Origin of the sequence: Novipirellula caenicola (assembly GCF_039545035.1) — a bacterium.
GTDB lineage: Bacteria > Planctomycetota > Planctomycetia > Pirellulales > Pirellulaceae > Novipirellula > Novipirellula caenicola.
Genome location: NZ_BAABRO010000003.1, coordinates 490,316 through 508,715, shown reverse-complemented (window position 1 = coordinate 508,715; position 18,400 = coordinate 490,316). Strand labels below are relative to the sequence as shown.

Here is an 18,400-nt window from a genome sequence, read left to right as displayed (position 1 = left end):
CGGGCTAACGCTACGGGCAGTGACGCCCACAGACGCGCAGCACGCGGGCCCTCGCTGAGCCGCCCCCAGTGACAAACCGACTGACTTCAGCCCACACGGACAAAGAAGAGCAAGCAAGAAACACAGCCACTGATCGCGTCAGCCACCTTGTCGAGGCGTATCCGCAAGCCAGCGGCGAGAATGCCCCCTCAGTAAAAGCGAACGACACCCGACAAGCCGTGCGACGAAATAGGTGGAACCGTGAATGACGGCATCAAGAAAAGATCGCAGGCCGGGCGATTGCGAATTCCTACTGCTGCCGGTCTCGAGGAGACGGAGCGGAATAATGCTCGGCTTGAGCCTTCAACTGCTCGGGGGTCGGAGGTGGCGGTGGCGCGGTGGTCATGTTCGGTGTCTCCTGACTACACCCGAGAACCAACATTGATATTAGCATCACGCCAACGGGCAGTAAAAAGACTCTCTTTTTCATCAATCCAGCACCAATAAAAAGGGGACACAAGGCATAGCGACAGAATCCACGCCAAACTTCATTGAAATTGTTTGCACGCTAAATCCTTGGATCAATGAGCGTCTGCGCAAAAACAATGAGATATTTTACCGACTGACCCCACATCGCCCCGCCACGTGCTAGAACACATCATCCTTCTTGTCTCGCTGTCCTAGGAAAACGGCCTATGGCCCGCAACGCACGCCAACCGCGAACGGCGGCCCACACCGCTGAGGGTGACACCAAACCAAAACACAATCGCGGAAAGATCGCGGCTCTATTGATCATCTTCGCCGGGGTTATCCTTGCGGTGATACTCGTTCGCCGATACCAACTGTTCCAGCTGCACACGGTGGTGCAATCCGCACGTGCGGTTCAGGATTGGGACCAAGTCGCCGCCGCAACGAATGTGTGGCTTGACCGCGATCCCGACTCGCCAATGGCTCGGATGTACGCAGCCGAAGCCGCCCAGCACCGCGGCTCGTTCGAACAAGCAATCAACCATTTATTATCGCAAATCCCGGCAACCGATCCCGCGGCGGCCCACGCAAAGGTTCAACAGGCGCAACTGTACCTCGGCCCGCTCAACCGCCCCATGATCGGCGAAACAAAACTTAAAGAAGCAACCCAGATCAACCCGCGATCGACCGAAGCCCAGCGTGAACTACTGCGACATTACGGGATCACGGCCCAGCGTGCCAAGGCGCTCGCGCAAGCGCGCCTAGCGATTGAAAACGAGAGCGATTCCCCGGCAACCTACGTCTACTTAATCAGCCTCGATTCGATCGTCTACAGCACTGGAAAAGAGACCAATGCGAGGTGGTTGGAAAGTGGCGAGAACAAGGAAATGTTCGAGGTCGCGATGCTGGTCAACGAGGCTCGCACGATCGGGCTAGGCGAATCCGCGGACGCCCTAGTCGACACCAACCAACGACAAACGGAACTCGCCCAACTGGAAAATCAACTACTCCTTACACTCGAGCGTTATCCCGAGAACCTTGAACTCTTAGCGATTCTGCTGAGCACGTACTCGGACCGTGGCGACGCCCAAAAGGTCGCCAAGCTATTGTCACAAGTCCCTGCCAGCGCCGCGAATGACGCACGCTTTTTTCGCTACAAGGGCTGGCTGCACCGAATGCGAGATGAATTCGCCGAAGCGGAACGGGCGTTTCGCCAAGCGATCACAAAAGATCCATATGATTGGAAAAGCCAAACTCAGCTTGCCGAGACGCTACGACTGCAAAACCGTACGAGCGAAGCGGAATCAACGCTGAAAATCGCGTCCATGGGAACGCAGCTACGAAAATCGATCCTCGGACTCTCGACGATCGAAACCTTACCAATGAACGTGCTCGAGCAATTGTACCAATACGCGGTCACGATGAACGACCAAAGCGTGGCCGACCAATTGGCAATTCGAATCGACCAAATTTCCAACGCAGCGACCACCGCTACCCCCTAGCGATCGCTGGACTAGCCTCTTTCTTCCTATCGAGGAACACTCGATTGATCCGCCGTCTTTCATTACTCCTAATCGCCGCACTCACACCCGCGATCGGATGCAAAAACGAGCAACCAAGCATACCGCTCGATCCGCCACAGGCCTCCGGCACCGTCGCGGCGGACACCTCAGGAGCGGGCAGCAAACTATTTGGCGAAGAACTGCAATCCGCAGGCGCCGATTCCGACTTGCAATCCCCTGGCGAATCCACGACCGCGATGGCCACGGATCGCATTCATTTCACCGATGTGGCGAAACCGCTGGGACTGAATTTCGTTTACCAAAATGGCGAAGCCGGTGAATCGCTGATGGTCGAGGCGGTCGGAGGTGGCGTCGGTGTGCTGGATTTTGACCGAGACGGACGCCCCGATTTATTCTTCAGCCAAGGCGGTGACCCGGCGGCGGACACCAGCCCACATCAGCCCGCCGTTTCGCTGTTTCGCAACACGCTGCCCCCACGTGACCCGCAGACCCATCCGCTGGACGACGTTGCCGCTGCCGCGGAACTTGGGCGATACGGCTACGGACAAGGCGTAGCGATCGGCGATTTCAATGCAGATGGGTTCGAGGACGTCTACCTCACCTGCGTCGGAAAAAACACGCTGCTTGCCAACCAAGGTGATGGCACGTTTCGCGATGTCACAGCGACCAGCAACACCGACGACGGCAATCGATGGAGCACCTCGGCCGCCTTTGCCGATCTTGACCGTGACGGATTGCTCGATCTGTATGTTTGCAATTATGTGACTTACGATCCAAAGCATCCGCTGAACTGCCGCAACTCGAAAGGCGAAAACCGTATCTGCCATCCACGCGAAATCCCTGCATGGCCGAACGCCTGCTACATCAACCAAGCCGATGGCACGTTTGCAGAGCAAACGAACGCACGCGGATTGGCTGCGGCAGGCGGCAAATCACTTGGCGTCGCCGTCGCCGATTTCAATGCCGACGGCGACCCTGACATCTACGTTGCCAACGACACCACCGCCAATTTCCTGTTCGACAACCGAGGAGACGGGCAGTTTGCCGAACGCGGTTTACTGCTTGGATGCGCGTCGAATTACGAAGGGCTGCTGCAAGCCAGCATGGGATTGGCAGTCGCCGATTTCGACCGCAATGGCTTCTTCGACATCTACTCAACCCACTACTACGAAGAATCCAATACGCTCTACCGCAACCTGGGCGCCGCAGGATTCCAGGACATCACCGGGCGCGTCGGACTACATACACCGACGCTACAATCGCTTGCATTCGGAACGGTGATGCAAGATTTTGATTGCGATGGATGGCAAGACCTGTTTGTGACCAATGGGCATGTCGAAAACTACGCTGACAACCCGATCCTGAAAATGCGGCCACAGTTTTTTCAGTACAACGGATCACGCTGGATTGAAACAAGCGAGCGTGTCGGCGAATTCTTCGCCGGCAAGTATGTCGGGCGAGGCGTTGCCACGCTCGACTTTGACAACGACGGAGACCTGGACATTGCGGTCGTCCACCAAAACACCCCCGCCGCCCTACTGCGAAACGACTCACAGCGAGGACATTGGCTGAAACTTAATCTGGTTGGTCGTCAATCACCTCGCCAAGGCACTGGATGCCGCGTCACGGTCACTGCCGGTGACGTCCAATACGTGCAAGAATTGATTGGCGGCGGCAGTTACCTCTCGACCTCCGAGCCGGTGCTCGTTTTCGGCCTAGGCGAGTTCGATCGCGAGTGCCGAATCGAAGTCCGCTGGCCCAGCGGACTCGTTCAGCAACTCGACCACCTCCACGTTGACCAAGCGATCACCATCGAAGAAGGCGACGACGGAGACTTACGTGAATAAGGGCCCCAAAGTCACCCAAACCTTGATTTACCAACAAAAAACCAGGGTGCACGAGATGTGCGGCCCTGGTTTTTCAATAGGATTCGAATCGAGTCACCGTTGATTCACCGGGGAATCAACGACTCTGTGCGAGCCAGGCGGGGACTCCGACTACTGGTCAAGCTGCTTGGTTTCATTTCCGTCCTTGGTTCCGAGGGCTCCCCACAAACCGTAGGGACTCTCTTGCCCGGGGACCGAACCGGTGCGAGGGATATTGCCCTTGGTTTGGTTGCCCGATTCGATGCTTTCGGTAACAAACTTGACCGCACCATCGGCGAACAACACATGACAACCACCTTGGTGACGACTTGCCATCGTGTAGCTGCCGTCCGATCCATCACCGCCCCATAGACAACTCTCTTTGTTGGGTGGACGCACGGTGTTCACGCTGGTAAACATCGGACGACCATCGGCCCAACGCTTTCCACGCCGCTGATCGCCGGCGCCTGTGTCGCTGGCATCCTTGTAGAACTGGGGACGCTGCGGATCGACATTGTCGACATAACACTGCTGAGGATTGTCAAAGAACGGATCGCGTTGATTCATCTTGGGTTGCCCAATGATTTCGAGCCGGCCAGCGTCGGTGACAATCTCCCCCGCCATGATCGTGTTGCTGGTGCCGTCAAGAATGTCTCGAAAACCGGTGAAGTAACGGGTTTCGAACACACCTCGAAGCCGCTGCTTGGCACCTTGGTCACCAACCGTTCCATCGGCGTTCACACCGCCGGTGTGAGTGGTTTGAAAACAATCTCCGATACATGCCGAGTAGTTATTCAACCCGGTTTCGCCAGGAACCCCGACGGTTGGATCACTGGGACAACGGTACGATCCGACGGTGGTTCGCCAGGGATCATAGCCTTTATCCCAGGGCACAGGACCCATCGCTGGGTAAGTCCCCAACGGGTTTGCGATTTGCTCATACAGAGCTTGCTGCTCGATGAACGGCAACACTGGAATCAACCAACTGAGGATCTTTGCATTGTTGACCGGGCCCCCATGGGTGCCGCCCGATTGCATCGGCAACTTGTTATACGCCGCATGGTAGTTATGCAGCCCCAAGCCAATCTGCTTGACGTTGTTGCTGCACTGCATGCGGCGAGCCGCCTCGCGCGCCGCCTGCACTGCCGGAAGCAGCAAACCGACCAAAACGCCAATGATTGCGATCACGACGAGCAGCTCTACTAATGTGAAGCCGCGCTGGCTTCGCTTGAAACGAATCATCTCAATTACTCCGAAAAAAAGAAAAGAACAAAAACCAACGTCATTCGCTTGGTAGATAACGCGATGTTTTGTGAGTGAGCGGAACTTCAAAATGGAAAGACGAAAACGGACGAAGGACTTTCACACGTCCTAGCGATACTGCTTGTCTCGCTGCTCCATCTCTTTCTGCGATTCCATGTACGCCTTTTGCTGTGCTGCCATTTCCTCAGGCGTCTGCACATTCGTTGGCGGAGCCGAGACCGTATTGGTCGTTGACCCTCCGCAACCGATGACCAACGGGGCAACCAAAAGCAACGCTGCCAAGACACTTGATCTTTCACGCATCTCAATTGAGATATTTTTCATTTGTATGAATCCAATTAGATGATAGACGTGTCGCACAGCATCAAACGGGCATGCCGAAGAGCCTGTGGTGTCGCTGGAATCAGCAAACGAAAAAGATATGCAACCGACACATCAAGGAAAACACAGCCGCACGAAACGGAGTCTACCTATTCCTTCGGCCAGTCAAACATAGAAAAATGGGCGCAACCACCATTTTGTGTTGAAAATTTTTACCGAAAGAAAGAAACGCAGCACAAAACTTCTGCAACCAGAAGAAATACGCTCTCACCGCCACAAAGCTCCCCGAACGAAGCATCTAACAGCACTAACGGCAACTAGGCCCCGACGTGACACACAGAACCATGCGATCGCGAGAATCGAAAGCCACTGAGAACGGCGACACCGACTTGAGTTTTTTCACCGCACAGCTTCACTATTTTACGCGGTGAGCGATTTGCGTTAGGGCTGGAGCAATCGAAATGCTTCGCCACTGCCTTCGCAGAGAACGTACTCGCCGCCTTGGCGTAGCGGTCCAAATTCTTCGCGAGTTCCGCTGGGCCATAGGACGCTAACTCGCTCAACCGCGGCTGCTTCAGCGAGCCCAAAACGGACACAACGCTCGCTCGAACATTGATACCCATTGCCAGCGAATAATTGCCCTACCAGCGACCTTCCTGCGATCTCCACCGACACGATCGCCCCAATCGGATCGCGATGTCCTTGCGTCGATTTCAGATAGAGCGCAATCGACGATGACTCTTTTTTAGCGATGGAATTCGTCGAGCGATTGATCAATAGCCCCACCGGATCAAACAGATGGGTGACCAACGCATCTTGGCGTCCATCTCGATCGACATCCAAATTGATCAAACTGCGAGCCAGACGCTTCGAGCTGAAGTACGGGCCTAGCTGGCTCGGTGGTAAGAGCGACCAGCGTCCCGCGGACGAGCGATGAAAGAACTGCATGGGCATGCGGTAGGCGTCTCCTTTGTCTTGAAAATCATTCAGATGCCCATTGGCCACCATCAATTCGAGACTGCCATCGTTGTCCGCGTCAAACCACTGAGTTCCAAACGCGAGCATTGGCATGGTGGGTTCAGCCAAGCCGACTCGCGAGGTCAAATCGGCCCACAATCCAGGGCGGATCTGTTCGTAGTACGTGTTGTATTCAGCGGCAAAATGGGTCAAGTAAAAATCAAAATCACCATCTTGATCAGGATCTCCTGCCGCGATCCCCATGGATGCCTGCGACAACGAACGCCGATCGACCGCCAACCCTCGAACCACCGCTTGCTCGCTTAGCCCAAACGCGCCATCGCGATCGGTCGTGGCCGACCAAAAGTGGTTTGCAGCCATATCATTGGCCACATAGACATCCAACCCAGGGAGCTCATCCAAACTGCCAACCACGATCCCCAAGCCATGAGCTAAATCATGTTTTTCAAGCCAAGTGTCAGTGACTTCGGCGAATCGCCCGTCCGGCTGTCCTTGCCACACGCGATCCTGTTGGGCAGGAAATGACTTGGGCAAACAGGCCATGACCTTGCCATCTTCATAACAAGGCACTTCAAACGGCCCCCGCCCACCGCAGTAGCCCACATCAAACAAATCGGCGAAACCATCTTGGTCCAGGTCGGCGATAGCAACCGATGTCGTCCAATCATCACCGCCCAATCCCGACGCCTCGGTCACATCGGTAAAGGTGCCATCGCCGTTGTTTTGATACAGACGATTACGCCCGTAGTTGGCGATGTACAGATCATCAAATCCGTCGCTGTTGATATCTCCGACAGCAAGCCCTTGTGCGAATCCGGTGTCCCCGAGTTGCGCCAACTCGGTAACATCCGAAAATTGTCCGGCCAAGTTTCGAAAACACCGATTCGGTGCTGAATTGGTTTGGTGGGGGTCGCCATCCATCGCGGTTAGATAAACATCCATCCAACCGTCCAGATCAAAGTCAATCGCCGCCGCACCGCCGGCACCTGATTGATAGATCCACAATCCCGCTTCGCCTCGTGCGGGCTTTTCGACCACGCAGACGTGATTCAGATTCCGCTCGGCCGCCTGTTCCTCAAAACGAATCCCACGTCCTTCGGCCCCCGCATCGGTGGCGTTGGCAATCGAGTTCCGCTTCGCACCATGCCAACGAACCTTGGGAAAATGGGACAAATCAAGATCGTTTGCCACCTGGGTTTCAGGCAACTGCCAGGGCGTTTTCGCCGTCAACGTCTCGCGAACCGATGCATAAACCTCACGTAATGACGGGTCGAGTTCGCGATTCATCAACGCCCCGGCCCGAAGCCATCCGGCAGCTTCCCATGGCCGGCCGAGCTCTTGCATTGCTTTGGCAACACGAACGGCGATCTGTTGCGAATTGTTTTGCCGCGAGTGCAGCAGATCGACCGCATCCCGCATCAGCGCCAACTTCCCCGCACGCTCAGAAATCGCTCGTGATTCCGCGTCCATCTGTAGTTCCGCCAGCACGATGGCCAAACGACTGAGCGCCTCGGCATTGTCCGCCTCAAGCTTCGCTGCTTGCCAGTAACTGCGAGCGGCTTGTCGGACATCGCCATGCCGCTCGGCCCACACCGCCGCAGCCATCCAGTACTGCGGCTGGTCCTCAATCCCTTCGGGTAGCGACGTCACCCATGCCTGGACGGCATCCTCGTCGCCAAGTTCAACGAGCGCGCGGCCGTAGGACGCTTGAGCAATGACGAACTCGGGATACTTCGCAACCACGGGGGCAAGTCGCTCGCGCACCTTGGGCCAGTCTTCTCGATAGGCGTCGGCACGAGACAGCGAAAACTGTGGACGCAGATCATCAGGAAAATGCTTGAGCGAATACTCGCTCATCGCCGCGTCATTTTGAGGGCGAGCCAGGTCCGACAACATGATCAATTCGTTCACCCCGGCGTGGCCTCGCATGACAAGCCACTGCAGATGCGGCCCCGCTTGCCGCTGCATCCCGAGGGCCGCCAAAAGCCCCGCCAAGTCGGTGCGAACCGAAGGCTGTTTGGGGTACAGCTGTACCGCGGTCTCAAGTAGCTGTACCGCTTCAAATGGGCGGCCCAGATGCATCCATCCCTTGCCGACTTTGTCCAACAACGCCAATGATGGCTTTGCGGAATGATCGACAGCGGATTGATATAGCGAAACCGCGTCCCCGACCCTCTGCGAGGCCGCCGCAATGTCACCGGCAAGCTCTAATACGACCGGATCCTCGGGCCGAACCAATAATGCCTCCTGAATCCTCGCCTGGGCGGCGGACAAGTCACCGCGCTGCATCGCGAGACGGGCCGCTTCGTCCGCTGCCACGACAGGCTGTTCCGCCGTCGTCTCTGCCGTCTTTGGCGAATCCGTCGTCTCGCGGCCGCATCCCACCAACAACATTGCAGCCAAACAAAGCAGCACAAGCCTCTGCGGCAGACCGAACCGGAAGCTCGCTCCGAAGCCAGATTCGCTTGGCGTATCACGCAAATATTTCATAGTCAAAAAGAAGGGCGACTCGCCCCCGCCTTCGAGAATTGATCCATAAAGCACCCGGCGAGTGCAAAAGTAGGTGACGTTGGACGACCAGGCTAGCGGGGAACTAGACGATCATCATGCTCGACCACCAAATAGCTTTGGTTCGTGTCAACGCCTGTAAAGATCTGCCGAGCGCCCGAAGGCCACTCGATTTTGATCTCCGCCACTTGCGAATGTGCTGCCACTCCAAAGTCGACTGTCGATTCATTGGTGCAGAGGTAGCCATCGCCTCCGATCACCCAGCTGTGCCACACGTCATCGGCGTGGCGCACGGTCACGTGAGCTCCGACAGCGTCGCGTTCGCTCGTGACGCCTACCAAGTCCAGTCGTAACCAATGCCCGCCTTCGGTTCGGTTTTCTAACAACGCGACAGAGGCATCAAGATGATTTGCCACCAAATCGGGGCGTCCATCTCGATTGAAGTCCAACTTCGCCAGCGTCCGCCCGAGAGTCGGCGTGGACCAAAACGAATCCGCCTCGGTAGCGGTCACGTCCAAGGCGAATCCGCCGTGGTGACCGCGAAATAGCTGCGGTGGCATGCGAAAGGGGATCTCAGGCGTATTGTTTTCCACCGGATCAAACACGTGACCATTCAATACCGCGAGGTCCAGCCAACCATCACGATCAAAGTCGGACGCCTGCGTTCCAAAGCCGACCGTCGCTCGGCTCGGCTCGGCAACCCCATACTGTGCCGCGTAGTCGGTAAAGAAACCTCCGCTGCGCTGCAGAAAAAGGTTCGCGGGTTGCTGCCAATAATTGGTTACATGCAAATCCAACAGGCCGTCGCGGTTGAAATCACCTGCGGCGATCCCCATGCATCCCTGTTCTTCACCGCTTGCACCCGAGGCACAGCCTCGCAGTGCCGCTTGATTGGTGATGCCGAACGTTGACGAACCATCGCCCTGCCGGCTGACCCAAAAATGGTTCTCCTTGGTGTCGTTAACAACGAACAGATCGTTGCCGGCGGAATGATCAAAGTTTGCGATCACTCCCGCGAAGCCATAATTGGGCGTTTCGGCGAACCGGTTATCCATTTCCCAGGGACGCCAATTCCCGTTTGCATCACGCCGTAGAATACGATCGTTCGCCTGTCGAAAAATTCGCGGAGTGCAGTCAAATCCCTGGCCCCAGCACTGTGCCGTCAGCGCCGCCGGATCGTCGATGTAATTGATCTCGACGATTTCAGGCAAGGCATCCCCATCGAGATCACCCACCGCGATGCTGGTGGTCCAGCCGCCGGATCCTGCGACCGTGGATTCGGTAAACGTGCCATCGCCATTGTTGATGTAGATCCTATTGTCACCGATGTTAGCAACCACGAGATCTAAAAAGCCGTCTTGGTTCAAATCGGCTGCGGCCACGCCTTGGCCATACCCACGGTCATCGGTACGTGCGTGATCGGCCACATTCGTAAACTGCTGCCCAGCGAGGTTTCGATACAGCCGGTTTGGCTGTGACCCGTCGGCGACATTTGGCAATCCACCGGCTTGGCAAAAGTAAAGATCCGTCCATCCGTCCAAATCAAAGTCAAACGCCGCGATGCCGCCACCGGCGGTTTGGTACATCACGATGTGGGCGTCGTTGGCGGATTGATTATTGAGGTACTGAAAATCGATGCCTCGCTCTTTTGCAACATCGACAAGCTTGATCGAGGCAGCGGAAGTGGATGGCGTGCCAAGCGATGCGTTTGCGGACGAGTTTGCCGACAAAGCCGGAGCAAGCTGGAAACGGTTCGAGACGGTTGCTGCGGTCGATTCAGCGGTGGACGCTTCGGCTGCGAGCGACGTCAGATCGGGCAGCGGATACTGCGACGGATCGACACCACAGGTCAAAAACAGGGGATCGTCGGCCGCAGAGTCGCTCGCGGCCAACTCCTCACGTCTCTCACGAAGCTCGGGCAATTTTTGATCGAGTTCGTTGCGATCGTGCGCTGCGATAAACTCCCACGCCACTGCTTCCCAAGGCCGATTCACTTCGCTCAACGTCGCTGCCAGCTGCTGCATGTCTTCGCGTCGCGTGTCTCGTTCAAAGCCGATATTGATGGCCCATTGCCAACACTGCTGCAAAACCTGCTGCCGAGCGGCGACACGTTCTGCCGCCGCAGCGTCCCCGGTTGCCGCCAACGCCTCGGCCAATCGCAGATAAGCCACCCGGTCAGTCGGATCACGCACGACCGCTTCGCTCAAACAGCGAACCGCCACCTTGGGCTGGCCACGACGTAGCATCCACTGGCCCATCGCGGCCCAATACTCCGGCTCGGCTTCGATTCCCGCAGGCAACGTCGCAACCCAATTGGCAAGCAGGTCCTCGGCCTGCATCACGTTATAGACTCGGCCCACAAAGGCCGCGATCGCAGTCGATTGTGGAAAATCAGCATACAACTGCTCTGCGATTTGCCGTGCTTGGGACACATCGTCTTGAACCAACATCCGCTTGGCACGAGCCAATTGATGCAGCGGTGATCCCGAAACCAAATCGATTTGTTCATCATGAAACGGCACGCTAAGCGTCGTCAAACTCAGCAATTCTTTCTCGGTAACGTCGCCCAGCCGAATCAGTTGGCGAACATGCTCGGCAGCTTCCACGCGTCGACCTTGGGAATTCAAAAGCGATGCCATGCGTCGATGAAGCGGCGGCAAATTGCCGTAACGCTGGATCATCTCTTCAAAACGGGCTTCCGCCTCTGGCAGCTTTCCGGCCTGCATCAACCAATCCGCCGCCTGCCCCTGGGCCGCCAAACCGGCCTGCGGATGATCTGCGGGGATCAGCGTCAGATACTCCAGCGCATCGTCCAATGCTCCGCGTCCGTGACTGCACCGCGCCGCAAGAAACAATAACGGCGGATCAGTGGGGTCGAGGGCCAATCGGCGACGGAGTCCTTGTTCCGCTTCGTCAAATTCGCCGGCATCGATCCATTGCTTGATTTCGTCGACGCTGACATTCGAATCGACTCCGGATTCGACGTCCGCTTGCGACGGGGGAATCGTCGCGGGAATCTCAGCCTCGGTCGATGACGGGACCGATTGCGGACCAGGGTTTGCGGGTCGCTCACAACCGACCGAAGCAAGCATCAACGCAATCCCACCCAAAAAAACAGAGAGGATCATCCATCGATCAGCGTGGCGAGAAAAGGGAATCACGTTAGAGCGACATCGTCAAATGAGGAATAAAACGGAACTTAAAACCGGTCACGGAAGTCGTGCGTGACATTCGAGCAAGCCTTTTTGGGCAACGCGGTGAAGCATTTTTCATCACCCGAATGCGTGCGTAAGGGATTGTTCTTGGAAAGCAGATCCCTCGCTGAATGTCGGGTTGTGATAAAAACGCAACATCAAAACTTACGCGCCGAATGCTTAAACCCAGCTAATCAATGCTTCACCACGTTTCCTGATGGAGCCGAAATTCTTGACGAATTCCGCTACGACAGGCTCGACACGTGATCCGTCCTTATACTGTAGCGTCACTTCAAGAAGATGTAATCGAGTCCGAACATGAACGCTTGGGTGGCGGCGGGGTTGGCTCCGGTCAATTCGACCTCGATTTGGTTGCCCCCTTTGTTGAGCGAGTGGGTGCCCAGCGACACCGGGCCGGTGGCCACGACGTCGGATCGATGGAACAGATCGATCGGCGAGGACGCTGGGGCATCGTTGATCGAAAACTCGACAATGCCGTAATCGTGAGCCTTGGTCATCGCCACAAAGACTTCGTACGTTCCTGCTTTCTCGACGTCAATCGACAACGTTAACTTGTCACCGGGTTTGCCACCGGTCCACCACAGATGCGTCCCATCGCTCCATTTACCCGCCTTGAAACCACGCATATTTTGTGGCTGCACCCTTCCTCGTGACACACTCAGCGACGTCACGGTTTCGGCTTCGATGGCTCTCGGGACGCGGTTCGTTTTCGGGTCGATCACCGGCACCGATCCGGGCAGCGGCACCTGAACGGGACTGGCCAGATAGGCGATCAGATCTCGCACCTCGTCCGCCGACATCGGATCCAACTGGCCTTCGGGCATCATCGATGTTTTGGAAAGCGTTCGCTCTTCAATTTCTTCTTTGTCGAGAATCACTTTCTCGTTGGCGGTTTGGATGACGAGTGCCGTCTGCGTTTCATCTTTCAAGAGTCCGGTGATCACGCGGCCATCGGTGGTCAGCACCTGCGTCGCTTGGTAATCGCGTCCGATCAGTGCGTTGGGATCAATGATATTCTGCAGCGAGTAATCGATATCGGCTCGATTGGATCCGGTAATGTCGGGGCCAATGTCGCTGCCGCTGCCAAACAATCGATGGCATTTGCCACAGGTTTCGTTGAACAGGACACGTCCGTGAGGAAGATCGGCTTTGCTGAGCACCTCGGCGGTCAACTGCTGCTTTAACCGGGCAATTTGCTCGAGTTTCTCGGCAGGCGATGTTCGCGCGGTCCCCCACACGTCGTTCACCCGCTGAGTCAGCGAGGGGTCACCAAGCGATTGGATTTGCCGGATCGTAAACGCCGACAAGTCACCGCGTGGGATCTTGCCATCCGACACCGCAGTGAGTAGTTCGGCGGCAAACGAGGCTCGCGAAGCCAGGGTGGCGATCGCATCGGATTTTTCGTCACCGGAAAAGCGATCGTAATGAGCGATGATTGCTGCAGCGCCCTCGATCTCACTGTAATTGGCCATGCCGCGAATCGCTTGACGCCGCAGACGCGTGTCCTCTAACAACGAAACCAGAATCGGCAGCAGTTCCTTGTCCTTCCCGTTGACCAGCGCCGCCAGGGCACTGGAGCGCGAGTTTGCATCGAGATCGGCGTTGGTGACGATCCCACGCAGCTGAGGGAAAATCGAGGCGTCACCAAATTTGACCGTGATCGATTGGACTTGCGTGGCAATTTGTGGATCCTCGCTGGCGGCGAGTTTCTCGTAGACCGCCGGCCACTGCTTGGGCATTTTCAAACGAGCTTGATTGGCGATCGCCGCCGAGATTTCCGTCAACACCATTTTCTGCGTTTCGATGTCCTCGAGCGTGGCGAGCTCAGCCAAAAGATGATTGATCGCGTCGGGATCGGCCGCAGCGCGGCGATAGATAAATTGCCGCACGACCGGCAAACGCGACTGTTTCGCCAACGCGAGTGCACGGGGCGTGTCTTCGACCACCGACGGCTGCGCCGCGTACCAAACCATCAAAGGCAAATTCGCATCGTCGGCGTCGTCGGCGTGCCGAACCAGTCCCGATAAAATCGACCAACGATCATCGATCGGCAATCGCTGCAGCGAACTCGCCAACGCCAAGCGGACATGTGCCGAAGAATCGGTCGCCGCCATGTCGGCCAATTTCGGTAGCAGCGAGGTGCTTGAATCTTCCATTTCCAACTGGATCGCCCAAGCCCGCAGGTACTCGGATTTGTGGCTTTGATCGTCAAGCAGTCGCTCAATGTGCTGCGTCGTCAACAAGCCACATGCGTGCAGCGTCCAAACGGCACGCAGTCGCACCGGCACCTCGCGGGAACTAAACGCCAACTGCTCGAGCGACGCGGTGAGCTGCTCTTTCTGTTGTGAGTCCAGCGGCGTTTGCGATCCGGCAGCAAAACATCGAGACTGCAAGATGCATCTGGCCGTTCGCGAATACCACTCGTTTTCATGAGTGTGGTAGGCCACCAAGGCATCATTGTCTTCGATCGACAAATGGACCGGCTTGGATTCGGTGCTGCCAAAGCGGATTCGAAAGACGCGGCCGTTGGTACGATCCCAAACTTCGCGATCGGTGCGGTGACAAGCATTCTTGTCGTACCAATCGATCAGATAGACACTGCCGTCGGGCCCGTACTTCATATTGATCGCACGGAACCATCGATCATTGGCGAACAGAAAATCGGCGCCGTGCGAGGCAACGTAGCCACTGCCCGAGCGGCGAAGCAGATCATTGTTGATGCGGTTGCCATGAATATTGGCCATTAACATTGATCCCCGATACTGGATTGGCCAATTGTCGCCCTGATAAATCATCGCACCACAATGAGCATGACCACCGCCTGCGGCGCTTGTGTCACTGAGTGCACTGGCTTCGTTGCGGCCACCCCACCATGCATGGTCCCCAATGCTGCCGACGTAGTGGGCATGGTCGGCGATCGTTTTCAGATCGTTGTAAACGTAGGGATCAAAATGACGCCCCGCTTGTCGTTGGTATCTCCCACCTTGGATGATGTGATACATGTGCGGGATCACACACGCCGTGACAAACGCTTGCCCATACTCGTTGAAATCGACGCCCCATGGGTTACTGGTTCCATGTGCAAAGACTTCAAACGTGTGACGGATCGGATGGTATCGCCAAACGCCGGCGTTCAGCGGCGTGCGGTCGGCATCCGCGGTTCCTGGCGGTCCGACTTTGGAATGCGTGAACACGCCGTGGCAACCGTACAACCATCCATCGGGGCCCCAGGTGAAAGCGTTCAGTGTCTCGTGCGTGTCTTGGTACCCAAACCCATCCAACAGGATCTCTGGTTCACCATCGGGCACGTCGTCGCCATCGCGATCGGGGATGAACATCAAATAGGGAGCCGCGCCGACCCAAACGCCACCCAACCCGACTTCCAAACCGCTGACCAGATTCAATCCTTCGGCAAATACCGTTCGTGAATCAAATACCCCGTCGTGATTCTCATCTTCGAGGATGATGATTTTGTCCTTCCCTTGGCCGTTCGCAGCACGGGTCGGATAGGTATAGGCTTCGGCGATCCACAACCGACCACGATCATCCAGTGTCATGGCGATCGGTTGATGCACCATCGGCTCGCCCGCGGCCAATTGAACGCGAAAACCCTCGGGAACCGTGATCGCCTGGGCTGCCTGTTGTGGTGAAAGCCCCTCATTTTCAGGAAGCCCATCGGTGGCCGGACGAGCGTCCATGCGACGCGGGCGAGGCTTGACGCTGGACGCGACCGTTCCGGCGGCACCGCCACGCTGTTGCCAATGCACAAACGTCCCTTTCTTGTTACCGACGAAGACATCGAGGTCGCCGTCGGCATCGAGATCGGCGACGTTGACCTCGGTCCCAACGCCCGAATCGTCGTCGATCAAATGTGGAATCCACTGTACCGCTGCTTCAGTATCCTCATCATCTGCCAAGGATAACCGTGACAATTCGAACCAATACACAACGGCCGGATCGCCCGGATTTGAATCTCCTCGCGGTCCATGGGCCCAGTGACGCTTGCCAGTCAGAATGTCATCCAGCCCGTCGCCATTGATGTCCACAAGCTCGACGGCATGAATTTGTGAAAAGCAGACGCCGTACGGATTTTCGGCTGCGGTCGTGCCCATGATCGAATGGGGGTTAAACGTGATCGCATCATCGACTTTGATTTGCTCGTACCACACCAGCCCGAATCCATGAGCGTTGATCGACGTGATGACATCGTTATCCCCGTCGCCATCGACATCCGATGCAAACATCTGAGCTCCGCCGGTGCCTGGCGAAAAGGCAAACGGGTGTTGCTGCCACAGCGGATCCCCCTCGAGCGAATCGGGCTGTTTCCACCAACCATTTTTTTCGATCAGGTCCAAGCGGCCATCGCCATCGATATCGCCGACGCCAAGCCCGTGAGTGAAACGCCCGCCGGCAACTTGCGTCGAGATGCGGCGGAAATGCCACGGAGCTTCAGGCGTTTCCGAATTGATTTCGGCAAACCCGAAATAGCCATCTTGGCTGCAAACGATCTCGCGTTTGCCATCGCCGGTGATGTCCACGAACGCTGGTGATTCATTGTCCACACGATCGAGCACTTGGTGCCTGGGCCAGAAACGATCGGCTCCTTTGGGATTCTCGAACCACGACGCGTCTTGGCCTGGGAACCCAAACACCAACACGTCATCCCAACCATCGCCGTTGAAATCCTCGGTGTAGGCAAAGAAGTTATTCGAGTAGCCGTGAGGGTCGAAGACGTCTTGCGCGTAGAATCGCTGCGACGTCTTGAAGTCGGGGCCGGCATACCAGAACGGTCCCGAGGCGATATCGGGCACTCCGTCGTGATTGAAGTCCCCCGAGGTCGCGCCCTCGCTGAAGAAATCGCCTGAAATCCGCTGCGTTTTCCAGTCTACCGTTTCGCTGGCCCTAATTTTTCTGGCCCTAATTTCTCTGGCCCCCGATTCGCTGGCACCCGATTCGCTGGCCATCACGACCGGGTCGGCGGCGAGCCGCGGTCCAACGGCAACCCAAAGCAGCGTGGCAATTAACAAGTGACGCGCGACAACCATTCACTCACACTCCGGTCCAGCGGTTTTGAGCTGGCGAAATCATGCCAGCTTTGCTCGCGAAAGACATTTTCGCGAAGGGGGGGCACCGATGAGTATAGCTGGAGGCGACGGTGGAAGTGTGGCTTACAGGGTTGCTGCGACGACTAGAGCGAAGATTGATATTTCGCGACCGCGTCGATGATCCCGTCGAGATCTTTGGTCGGAGCGTAGCCGATCGCTTCACGAATTCGCGTCAGATCGGGAACACGCCGGCGAATGTCTTCGAAGGAATCATCGTACGCGTCAGCATACGTTTGGAACTCGATCGTCGCTTTCGGATTGACTCGCTCGACAACACGCTGGGCCAGCTGCAGAATCGACACAGGCACATCGCTGCCGATGTTGTAAACGCGACCTGCGGTATCCGGTTTGTTGACCAAATCCGATACGGCTCGGACGACATCGTCAACATGCGCAAAACATCGCACTTGTTTTCCATCGTCGTGAACCACCAACGGTCCCCCTCGCAGTGCTGCTTCGACAAACCGCGGCAACACCATCCCGTAGGCTCCGGTTTGCCGAGGACCGACGACGTTAAAGAAACGGCCGACGACGACGGGCAACTGTTTTTCTTTGTAGAACGCCAGCCCCAGAAATTCATCGATCGCTTTGGAAACGCCGTAACTCCAACGCGGCTTGGTCGTCGCACCAAAGACAAGATCGTCTTCTTCGGACCAAACCTCTTTGGGGTTCTTGCCATACACTTCGCTGGTGCTGGCAATGAAACAAGGCACAAATTTACCTTGGCTTGCTCGTTCCCCCAATCGATTCAAAATCAACTGAGTCGGATAGACGTTGCGTTCGATGGTTTGAATCGGCTGCTTGGCAATCAGTGCAACGCCGACGGCGGCGGCCAAGTGGTACACCCGGTCGGCGCGATCGACGACTTCGTTGACCAACGACTCTTCGGTGACCGAACCTTCGATGTACTCGACGTTGGGATGATCTAGCAGCCCTTGGATGTTGTTTTTGCGTCCGGTCGACAGGTCATCGACCACGATCACGCGGTGCCCTTGCGAAAGCAGCGATTCCGTCAAATGCGAACCAATAAACCCTGCTCCACCTGTGATTACCGAAGTCAGCTCACTCACCGTCGATCCGATCATTAAAAAGAGAAGAAAAAGTTCGCAGCAGAAAAATCCTGCCGAGGTTGTTTAGTGTAGCCGAAGCGTCGCATGACGCATCGGGGCGAACAG

The 18,400-nt window shown here is 56.5% G+C and carries 8 protein-coding genes; 2 read left to right on the top strand and 6 right to left on the bottom strand.

What is annotated here, in order from left to right; all coding sequences use genetic code 11:
• Positions 1-674 precede the first annotated feature (674 nt).
• Complete coding sequence (locus ABEA92_RS09230) at positions 675-1,949, top strand: tetratricopeptide repeat protein (protein ID WP_345683528.1); 1,275 nt, start codon at positions 675-677, stop codon at positions 1,947-1,949.
• A 44-nt stretch (positions 1,950-1,993) separates the two neighbouring features.
• A complete protein-coding gene (locus tag ABEA92_RS09225; RefSeq protein WP_345683527.1) occupies positions 1,994-3,817 on the top strand; it encodes a CRTAC1 family protein in 1,824 nt (607 codons plus the stop codon).
• Positions 3,818-3,967: 150 nt separating this feature from the next.
• Here ABEA92_RS09225 and ABEA92_RS09220 read toward each other — a convergent pair whose 3' ends face one another.
• The 6 genes from ABEA92_RS09220 to ABEA92_RS09195 form a co-directional block, all read right to left on the bottom strand.
• Entirely contained in the window at positions 3,968-5,077 is a 1,110-nt protein-coding gene (locus ABEA92_RS09220; protein WP_345683526.1) for a DUF1559 family PulG-like putative transporter, read from the bottom strand.
• Positions 5,078-5,206: 129 nt separating this feature from the next.
• Entirely contained in the window at positions 5,207-5,422 is a 216-nt protein-coding gene (locus tag ABEA92_RS09215; RefSeq protein WP_345683525.1) for a hypothetical protein, read from the bottom strand.
• Between the two features lie 438 nt (positions 5,423-5,860).
• Positions 5,861-8,887 (bottom strand): FG-GAP-like repeat-containing protein, encoded by a 3,027-nt coding sequence (locus ABEA92_RS09210; RefSeq protein ID WP_345683524.1) that lies wholly within the window; start codon positions 8,885-8,887, stop codon positions 5,861-5,863.
• A 92-nt stretch (positions 8,888-8,979) separates the two neighbouring features.
• Positions 8,980-12,033: a CRTAC1 family protein gene (locus ABEA92_RS09205; protein WP_345683523.1), complete on the bottom strand. Its 3,054-nt coding sequence runs from the start codon at positions 12,031-12,033 to the stop codon at positions 8,980-8,982.
• A gap of 353 nt (positions 12,034-12,386) precedes the next feature.
• Positions 12,387-17,165, bottom strand: a complete 4,779-nt coding sequence (locus tag ABEA92_RS09200) for a PVC-type heme-binding CxxCH protein (protein WP_345683522.1) — start codon at positions 17,163-17,165, stop codon at positions 12,387-12,389.
• 143 nt (positions 17,166-17,308) lie between these two features.
• Entirely contained in the window at positions 17,309-18,295 is a 987-nt protein-coding gene (locus ABEA92_RS09195; protein ID WP_345683521.1) for an NAD-dependent epimerase/dehydratase family protein, read from the bottom strand.
• Positions 18,296-18,400 lie beyond the last annotated feature (105 nt).